Here is an 8685-nt window from a genome sequence, read left to right on the forward strand (position 1 = left end):
TAAAGAGTTTGCTAAACATAAGAAGCTAACTAGCGAGACTGGCATCAAAGTATTCTTTGCTGATCCATACAGTCCTTGGCAAAGAGGTACTAATGAAAACATGAATAGGTATATCAGACAATTTATATCTAAAGGTACTAACTTTAACAATATATCTCATCAATACATTAGAAAGTTACAGATAGACTTGAATAATAGACCTAAGAAATGTTTAAATTACTTGACACCTAATGAAGTACATTTTGGTATCTCTATAAACATTGAGAATACTATCTAGCTTATTTAAAGAGGTATATGCATGGCAATACAACATATAATTGATGTAAAAACTAAAAATTTAGGTGCTATTGAAGTTAGAAGAGTCTTACCTACATCAAAGCAGAAAATGGTAGGTCCATGGATATTTTTTGATCATTTTGGGCCGGTTGAATTATTAAGTGGTGATGATGGCATAAATGTTAAACCTCATCCTCATATTAATTTAGCAACAGTTACTTATCTGTTTGAAGGAGAGATATTTCATCGAGATTCATTGGGTAATGCTCAACCAATATTACCTGGAGAAATAAATCTTATGGTAGCTGGTAAGGGTATAACGCATTCTGAACGTGAAAGAGAAGAATTAAAGTTAAAAAATTGAACTCTTCATGGGATTCAACTTTGGCATGCTTTACCTGAAGCATTTGAAGAAATTTCACCTGCTTTCTATAATTATCGGAGTGATGAATTACCAAAATTTATCAATAATAGTAGTGTAAGCTTTAAGCTTTTAATTGGTGATGCTTATGGATATAGCTCTCCAGTTAAAACATATTGTCAAACTTTATATATTGAGGTTAATATTCCTAAAAATGTTTCTATGGATCTTCCTATAAAAGAAGAATTGGCAATCTATGTTATTAAAGGTAAGGTTGAATATAACAAGCAAATAATAAATAGTCATACTATGCTTGTAATAGATAGTTTAAATCTTTATAAGTTAGATGCTTTATCACATTCGCACATTGTCATAATTAGTGGAGATAAGCTTTCGCATAGATTTATAGAATGGAATTTTGTTTCAAGTAATAAAGATAGAATCAAAAAAGCAAAAGATAACTGGAAAAATGGCAGATTTAAAAAAGTATATGGTGATGAAGAAGAGTTTATTCCACTACCATAATAAAAGAATTAAAAACTTTCAATACTACCATCTTTCTTAGCCATAATTACAGTGTCAGCAGGTTTAAGGGCAAAGATACCATTAGTTACAACACCTGTAATTTGATTTAGTTCAGTTTCAAGCTTTAGAGGGTTGTCTATTTTTAGGTTATATACATCGAGAATTACGTTACCATTGTTAGTAATAGTTTGTTCTCTATATACAGGTTGACCACCTAGCTTAACTATCTCCCTAGCAACATAACTTCTAGCCATTGGGATAACTTCTACAGGAAGAGGAAACTCTCCTAGAGTATTTACTTTTTTAGATTCATCAATAATGCAAATGAATTTTTTTGCGGCTGCAACACATATTTTTTCACGCGTAAGAGCAGCACCACCACCTTTAATTAGCTCTTTGTGGTTATTACACTCATCAGCACCATCAATATATAAATCAATTTCTCCAGCATAGTTAAGATCTACTACATCAAAACCTAATGCTTTAAGTTTGTTTGTCGAATCTTCAGAGCTTGAAACTACAAACTTTATTTTATCTTTATAATTTACGAGTTCTTTAATCAGAAATGCTACAGTACTACCAGTACCAACTCCAAGAGTTATTTCTGAAGTTATATGTTTAGCAGCTTCAATAGCAGCCAATTTCTTTAGTTCATCTTGATTATTTTTTTTATTAAAAAACATTTTAGAATTTTCTCTTATTAAATATTTTACTAAAAACACTTCCTTTGACTATATATACAATAGTACATGCGATAGCTGCTATAAACTGCCATAGAATAGGCATTGGTAGAAATATATAGCCAATAGCTATAATGATGCATATAAATGGTATGAGAATTCTTAGTGTTATATTAAATATAGGTGATAATTTAGTGTTTGTATTTTTCAGTATCTCGTAACTAAGTCTTTGTGCATCATAAATCCAGCCAGTGATAAATACATCAAATAGGAAAATGAAAATGATGATGATGTGGAGAGCAATCATATTAGAAAAATCAATATAAGCAATACCTGACTCTATAAAAAATGTAGTTATAATAAAAGGAATTAATAGAATTAGTAACTTAGTATATAGCTTAGTACCGATTTGGAAAATATACTTCAAGGATGTAACAAAAACAATAAGATTAAGAGTTGTAAATATTACCTCAAGCAATAGATAATACATAGGATAGTTTGTTTTAACTATTTTGAAAATAGTTGTGATTTGTAAGCTCTCTGTAGGTTGAAGATAGCTTCTATATTCGCCTAATATAGCATATATGGTTATACATATCATAAATGAAAAGACTATATTGTAGAATATACTTTTAAAAGCACTAGTTTTTAACTTACCAAAATCATTATCACCAATATTTATAATGTTTTTATAAAATGCTATGGAGATAAAGTTGCTTAGTATTGCATAAACTAAAGCTAGTCCAAACATGGAGCGAAGCTGCTCAACTTTTTGATAATTTATATCAAAAAGAAAATCCTTTATTCCAATTATTCCTTGAGGTGTATATATTACAATTAACATTAGAATAGTTACTAAATATAGTGATATATGAGCTGTAGTTTTTAGTGTTTCATTCAGGTTTATCTTTTGCTTATCAGCAAGTATGAACATCAAAAAAATGGAAGCAAATACAGCGAGTAGAGATGTGTATATTGGGAAATTACTACTAAACTGAAGGCTCTGGTCACTTAATCTATCTATTGCAGGTATATTATCAAAAAAATCTAAGACATAAGTAGACATATTAAACATAACAAGAGCTACAAGAATAATCATTATACCGGTTAATAAGATACTAATAGGTCTAAATTTAGAGCTGCCAGTAATTTTATAAACTAATTTACTATGTGAATTTAAGTCAGGATAAGCTTTTTGAAAATATATTGCTATTAGGTTCATTGGATAGCATAGTAGCACTAAAAATGCTATATAGGCATAAAAAAACTCTAATCCATTGTATTTAAAAACATTTGAAAAGAATCCAAAACTGAAACATATAGAGGCAGATACAAGTCCTGTAACTAGAGGTGTTGAAGTCTGTTTGATATTCATTAAATCTTCCTGTTTGATGCTAGTTGATAGCGCAGTAGTTACCGCGGAATGTTATGTTTATGATCAGCTTAGTGTTTTTGTTATATGAAACCCAAGTCGTGCACATTAAAGCCCCAAATTGAACAAAATGAGGATTTCTGTTTGCCATTATTAAGCTATTCATTGGGCTTCCAGCATAAGCAGGAGTATTTGGATTAATCGCTTTGCGTACATATACATAAGTCTCGACATCAGGATCTGGTGAGACTTGAATTACATTGTTAGGCATGCCGAATTCTTGGGTATAGGAATAGATATTTTTACCAATCCATGCTTTTTGTTGATCTATATATTTTTGCTTTGTAGCACATGAAAAAAGTGCTGATGCTAATGTTATTAAAACTACTATCTTAAAAAAGTCTTTTATCATAATAAATACATCCTATTTTATAAAACCAGTTTTTTTCATGTATATAGTCAATAATGACACAGCTGCTGGAGTTACTCCAGGAATTCGAGATGCTTCACCTAAGGTAGTTGGCTTTTGTTCTGATAATTTTTGAAGTACTTCATTAGAAAGTCCTTTCACTTGTGAATAGTCAAAGCTTTCTGGTATTGTTTTTGATTCAAGTGTTGATATTTTGGCTATATCTTTGCTTTGACGTTCGATATATCCTGAATATTTAGCAGAGATTTCTATCTGTTCGATTACAGACTCATCTTCTAGTTTTAAATTTGTATCAGGAATTTCTTGTAATTTTTTATAGTCTAGTTCTGGACGCTTTAGTAAGTCAAAAAGCGTACTTTCTCGAGTCATTTTTTTATCTAGGAATTTTTCTAGCTCACGAGCTTTTTGTGTTTGAGGACCTATCCAAGTATTTTTCATCATGGATATATTTTCATCTATAGCTGTTTTTTTATTGATAAAAAACTCTTGATCTTGCTTGTTTAATAGCCCTAGTTCGCATGCTTTGTCTGATAGCCTTAAATCTGCATTATCTTCACGCAATATAAGTCTATATTCAGCGCGAGATGTAAACATACGATAAGGTTCTTTGGTACCTTTTGTTATCAAATCATCTATCAAAACACCCATATAGCTATTTGAGCGCGTTGGATACCATGATTTATCACTATCTATATTGACTGCAGCATTTATTCCAGCTACTAAGCCTTGAGCACCTGCCTCCTCGTAGCCTGTAGTACCATTGATTTGTCCTGCAAAAAATAAGTTTTTGATATGTTTGGTCTCAAGAGTAGGTTTGAGATCTCTCGGATCAAAGAAGTCATATTCAATTGCATAACCAGGCCTCATAATAAAGGCATTTTCGAAGCCTTTAATTGAGCGTATATACTCACACTGTACTTCAAATGGTAAGCTAGTTGATAGTCCGTTAGGGTATAGCTCAATACTGTTTAAGCCCTCAGGTTCAACAAAGATTTGATGTCTATCTTTCTCAGCAAATCTGACCACTTTATCTTCAATAGATGGACAGTAACGAGGACCTATACCTTCTATTAGTCCACCATACATTGCCGATTTATCGAGATTATTTGTAATAATCTCATGAGTCTTTGAGTTGGTGTAGGTTATATAGCAAGGTATTTGTCTTGGATGCTCAATCTTTCCTTTTGAAAAAAATGAAAAATATGGTGTTGGAGTATCGCCATGTTGAACATCCATAACACTAAAATCGACACTTCGGCTGTCTATACGTGGAGGAGTACCTGTTTTGAGTCTATCTACTCTAAATGGTAATGCTCTTAAGCGAGCGGCTAATGCATTTGATGGTTGATCTCCTGCACGACCACCTTCCTTTGAAACTTGCCCAATATGTATCTTACCACCTAAGAATGTACCTACTGTGAGTACAACTTTTTTTGATTTGAAAGTGATGCCTGTTTTAGTTATGGCACCACATACGATATTATTTTCAACGACCAAATCATCTACAGAATCTTGGAAAATATCTAAATTTTCTTGATCATTTAATAGAGAGTTAATAGCTTTTTTATATAGAACTCTATCAGCTTGAGCTCTTGTCGCTCTTACAGCTGGACCTTTGCGAGAGTTTAAAATTCTAAACTGTATACCAGCCATATCAATGGCTTTTGCCATGATACCACCCATGGCATCGATTTCTTTGACAAGATGACCTTTACCGATTCCACCGATAGCAGGGTTACAAGACATTTGTCCAATTGTGTCAATATTGTGAGTGAGTAATAAGGTTTTTGCGCCTATACGTGCTGAAGCAGCAGCAGCTTCTACGCCTGCATGACCGCCACCAACAACAATAACATCATAAGTGTTGTTATAAATCATAAAGATATAAATGTGTATTTTATTCAAATGCTCTTAAATTTTACTACATTTTGAAGCAAAAATAACTACTCTAATGATATTAATTAAGCAACTTTTGCAATATAATTCTTAGTATATTAAGTGTCCTTGAAGTTGATTTATAAGTGCTTAGCATCAGTGAAATATATCATAAATATGTTGACCAAGATCCTATGAAGGTATTTCAGGATGGAGCTATCAAATCTGCAATTATACTTTTTTCATTTTTAGCTATTACAGCATTTTTTGATATCGACAAAAATCTTGTTATTATAATTATCTTGTTCATGGCTAATTTGGCTGGAAGTATTCTATTAGGAAGTATCCAAGCCAAACGTTTAGCCTTTGCCCTATATATGATTATAGCTATCGTTATAGTTAATATATCTCCATATGTACATCTTCTTTTTGAAACTAACTTTATGCTAATAGTATTTGTCGCTTTTATAGCATTTTGGTTTAGAAGGTTTGGCGAAGCTTTTACTGTATTTCCTATGATGATTGTAGTTATTACTTGTATCTGTTTTGTGCGTTATCCGTTGGAAAAAGATAATCATTTACATTTTACTCTTACAGCTATTTTGATTGGTTTGATTGTTTATCTGGTGATTATTAGAAACTACAAGCTAATGAAAGCTAATGATGTTAGTAAAGTATTTAATGAGTTTTTGAAAAATTTTGTGCGTAACTATGTTGATACATTTGAAAAAGCAAAATACAGAAGATTTACTCAATCAAATATTGTTGAAGTAAGTAATTTAAAATACCAAAATATAAATTCTTTTAAAAACCATGGTTTGATGTTCTTGAGAAAAAGCCGTCAAGAACAGTGGCGATATTTAAGCCATAACTTGGTGGTTTTTAATCGTTTAACATCTAAGTTTTTATTAGTCTATAAAAAACTTACAGTTGACTATGTTCGTTTAGGGTTTGAAGAAGAAGAAGCAAAAAATCTATCACAAGACTTAGAGAAAATTTATAAAAATACAATGATTTTGATGTTATACATACAAAAGCCTGCTAAGACTTTTGAAAAAAAGTCAGAGGATATATCTCATCTGAAATATAAATTTGAAATGAACTATATCTATAAATATCAAAATGATAAACAAAAAAGGAAGCTTTTGTTTAGTAGTTTATTGTTTTTAGATGATATGTTGATTGGTTTGGAAAATATCAGAGAGGCATACTATGATCTTATTTAAGGATAGGTATATAGATAAACTCTCTGATACAACATTATTAGCTATAAGGGTTTTTGTAGCATCTATAGTAGGTTTAATAGTTTGTTATTTAATATTTAGTTTAAGTGGTGACGATGGCTTTAGAGATAGAATATATTGGGTAGTCATTGCGGTAGTAAGTGTCGCAGCTAGTACAAGTACTAGTGTAGTTTATACAAGAGCTAAGGCGATTGTTATTTTCTCATTGTTGGGTACCTCAATAGGATCTGTAGTATTGTTGCTAATTCAAAAAAATATACCCCATAATTTTACATTGGTGGCAGGATTATGCTGCTTTGCTTTAGCACTATATGTGTATACGATGTTTTTAAATTATGCGACTAGTGTTTTTTTTATACATGTATATCTGGTAATGTACTTTGGACTATTTATTGGTTGGGATAAAGAATTATTTTTTGTAAGAGTCACATGTGTAGCAATAGGAACATTAAGTATAGTTTTGATAACTTTCCTTACAAGGGGACGAAAAAATAGAGTACTTTTTGATAGGGATATGTATAGAATTTATTCTGAACTTAAAGATCTTGTTAATAAAGTTGATCGTAGCGTAGAAAATAGAAAGATTATTTCATTAATAGAAAAAAGTATTAAGCTTAATGAGACTCTTGCGAATGCTAAATATGAGTTTTCTGAGACTAAAAAGTATTATGAATATAAGAAAATATTAATACTTATAGATGAGTTGCTCATTAACTTGAGAACGTATCGAACTCTATTTATGCAACAAAAAAAGCATGATGATAGTTTATACAAGGAATTTGTGCATTTTACTAAAGAGCAAATTCAAAGTAATTTTAAGAAGATAACTATTAGATATGATAGATTATTAGCTCAAAAATAAGTTTAGTTTAGCTTACTTTTGTTAGTGTATTCTTTGTTGAAATTGGTTTTAAGATAATTTATTAAAGAACTTATTCTCTTAAGCTGATATTTAACGGGTAGTGAAACAACAGAAAGTTTTGTTTCCTCTCTATATTCAGATAGTATTTCGACTAATTTACCATTTTTGATATCAGTATCTACATAGATATCAACTAACCTTGTGATTCCTAATCCTAAAAGAGTAGCTTGTTTCATAACTCTACCATTAGTTGCATGAAAACCATTATTATGAATATGAAGAGTATATTTATCATTTATAGAGTTGAAATTCCATTGCTTGATGCTGCCGTAAATTAGAGGTGGATCTTCAAGCTGTCTTGGATCAGATATTTTGGTATATTTCTTGATAAAATCTTTATTAGCTACATATTTAGTAAAAACTGTTCTAAGAGGAGAGACTATTAAATTTGAGTCAGGGCAGATTACCCATCCGGATAACCAAGTCGTAATCACTATCTATTAGGCTAATTCTATTGCTAGAAAAATCTAAATGGATACTAACTTTAGGATGTAGCAGCTGGAATTTCAAAACTAAAGGAGCAATAACATCTTCACCAATAATTCCTCCCACACAATTGATTTTTATATTACCACTTATTTAATTATGCTCTTGGCTAGTTAATTGTGTTGCTATATCAAGGTCTTGTAGAGCCTTTTTACATTTCTTATAATAGTCCTGTCCTATTTCAGTAAGACGAACATGTCTGGTGCTTCGAGTTATACTCGAATCTAGTGTATGATGAAAATCTAATATAGGCTAGATTGTATTCTGAAAGTTTTAAATAGTTGAAAGAGAGTTCCAAATATAGTTTATTAGGTTTTGACGAAACTAAAATAAACGATAAGGAACTAAAAAATGCCAAAGCACTTAACTCTTTCAAATAGATATTGTATAGAAGAATTACTTAAATTAGGATACCAAACATCTCAAATAGCCAATAAAATTGGCTATAGTGAAAGAGCTATAAAAAAGGAACTTAATCGCACTAGTATAAATAGTGACTATAATGCTGAGATAG

10 protein-coding genes and 1 pseudogene are annotated in these 8685 nt (G+C 30.9%); 6 read left to right on the forward strand and 5 right to left on the reverse strand.

What is annotated here, in order from left to right; translation table 11 throughout:
* The 3 genes from F8C69_RS07000 to F8C69_RS10670 form a co-directional block, all read left to right on the forward strand.
* Positions 1 to 277, forward strand: a 277-nt coding sequence (locus F8C69_RS07000) for an IS30 family transposase (protein WP_159184702.1), incomplete at its 5' end; no start/stop codon positions are given.
* 21 nt (positions 278 to 298) lie between these two features.
* A complete protein-coding gene (locus tag F8C69_RS10665) occupies positions 299 to 640 on the forward strand; it encodes a pirin family protein (RefSeq protein ID WP_234384096.1) in 342 nt (113 codons plus the stop codon).
* A gap of 201 nt (positions 641 to 841) precedes the next feature.
* Positions 842 to 1162 (forward strand): pirin-like C-terminal cupin domain-containing protein, encoded by a 321-nt coding sequence (locus tag F8C69_RS10670; RefSeq protein ID WP_268892345.1) that lies wholly within the window; start codon positions 842 to 844, stop codon positions 1160 to 1162.
* Between the two features lie 8 nt (positions 1163 to 1170).
* Here F8C69_RS10670 and rpiA read toward each other — a convergent pair whose 3' ends face one another.
* Genes rpiA through mnmG form a run of 4 tightly spaced genes read right to left on the reverse strand, consistent with a single transcriptional unit; the run spans position 1171 to position 5522 of the window.
* Positions 1171 to 1845 (reverse strand): ribose-5-phosphate isomerase RpiA, encoded by a 675-nt coding sequence (rpiA, locus tag F8C69_RS07010; protein ID WP_159184703.1) that lies wholly within the window; start codon positions 1843 to 1845, stop codon positions 1171 to 1173.
* 1 nt (position 1846) lies between these two features.
* The gene (locus F8C69_RS07015; protein ID WP_159184704.1) at positions 1847 to 3217 is read right to left on the reverse strand and encodes a hypothetical protein; all 1371 of its coding nucleotides are present in this window, start codon (positions 3215 to 3217) and stop codon (positions 1847 to 1849) included.
* A gap of 19 nt (positions 3218 to 3236) precedes the next feature.
* Positions 3237 to 3626 (reverse strand): hypothetical protein, encoded by a 390-nt coding sequence (locus tag F8C69_RS07020; RefSeq protein ID WP_159184705.1) that lies wholly within the window; start codon positions 3624 to 3626, stop codon positions 3237 to 3239.
* Between the two features lie 12 nt (positions 3627 to 3638).
* Positions 3639 to 5522, reverse strand: a complete 1884-nt coding sequence (mnmG, locus tag F8C69_RS07025; protein WP_159184708.1) for a tRNA uridine-5-carboxymethylaminomethyl(34) synthesis enzyme MnmG — start codon at positions 5520 to 5522, stop codon at positions 3639 to 3641.
* Positions 5523 to 5665: 143 nt separating this feature from the next.
* Between mnmG and F8C69_RS07030 the strand changes: the two genes are divergently transcribed.
* Both F8C69_RS07030 and F8C69_RS07035 read left to right on the forward strand, forming a co-directional pair.
* Positions 5666 to 6745 carry a hypothetical protein gene (locus F8C69_RS07030; protein ID WP_159184706.1) on the forward strand — a complete coding sequence of 360 codons (1080 nt, stop codon included), beginning with the start codon at positions 5666 to 5668 and terminating at the stop codon, positions 6743 to 6745.
* Positions 6732 to 7625, forward strand: coding sequence for an FUSC family protein (locus F8C69_RS07035; RefSeq protein WP_159184707.1), 894 nt, complete (start codon positions 6732 to 6734; stop codon positions 7623 to 7625). Before F8C69_RS07030 ends, F8C69_RS07035 begins: the two co-directional genes overlap by 14 nt.
* 2 nt (positions 7626 to 7627) lie before the next feature.
* On the opposite strand, the pseudogene F8C69_RS07040 reads toward F8C69_RS07035, so the two are convergent.
* Positions 7628 to 8384: pseudogene (locus tag F8C69_RS07040) on the reverse strand (substrate binding domain-containing protein); the annotation flags it as partial.
* 138 nt (positions 8385 to 8522) lie between these two features.
* On the opposite strand from F8C69_RS07040, the gene F8C69_RS07045 reads away from it, so the two are divergent.
* Positions 8523 to 8685: helix-turn-helix domain-containing protein (locus F8C69_RS07045; RefSeq protein WP_159183823.1), on the forward strand; the 163-nt coding region annotated here is incomplete at its 3' end.

Origin of the sequence: Francisella noatunensis subsp. noatunensis, from assembly GCF_009823375.1 — a bacterium.
Lineage (GTDB): Bacteria > Pseudomonadota > Gammaproteobacteria > Francisellales > Francisellaceae > Francisella > Francisella noatunensis.